Raw genomic sequence first — 623 nt, forward strand, 5'->3', positions numbered from 1 at the left:
CTACACCCGGAATTCCACCTCCCTCTACCATCCTCTAGTTTGGCAGTATTGAACGACCTCTCCCAGTTGAGCCGGGAGCTTTCACGTCCAACTTACCACACCGCCTACACGCGCTTTACGCCCAGTAAATCCGGATAACGTTAGCCTCCTACGTATTACCGCGGCTGCTGGCACGTAGTTAGCCGAGACTTATTCCGGGAGTACAGTCCTTCCTCTTCCTCCCGAAAAGTGCTTTACAACCCGAAGGCCTTCTTCGCACACGCGGCGTTGCTGGTTCGCGCTTTCGCACATTACCAATATTCCCTACTGCTGCCACCCGTAGGTGTATGGACCGTGTTTCAGTTCCATTGTGGGGGGCCACCCTCTCAGGTCCCCTAACCGTCATAGCCTTGGTAGGCCATTACCCTACCAACTAGCTGATGGTACGCAGGCCCCTCCCAAAGTGGAGCAAGCTCCTTTAATCATAAGGCATCTAATCCGAATGATCACATGAGGTATTAGCAGTCCTTTCGAACTGTTATCCCTCTCTTTGGGGCAGGTCACCAACGCGTTACTCACCCGTTCGCCACTAAGAGGTATCAAAGTATTGCTACTCTAAAGCTCTTCGTTCGACTTGCATGTAT

Annotated in this window: 1 rRNA gene; it reads right to left on the reverse strand. The window is 52.3% G+C overall.

What is annotated here, in order from left to right:
• Window positions 1–623 (reverse strand): 16S ribosomal RNA (locus tag SCM96_16055); the annotation flags it as partial.

The sequence above is a fragment of the Acidobacteriota bacterium genome (assembly GCA_033549365.1).
In the GTDB taxonomy this organism is placed as follows: Bacteria; Acidobacteriota; Aminicenantia; order Aminicenantales; family Saccharicenantaceae; genus JAWSUF01.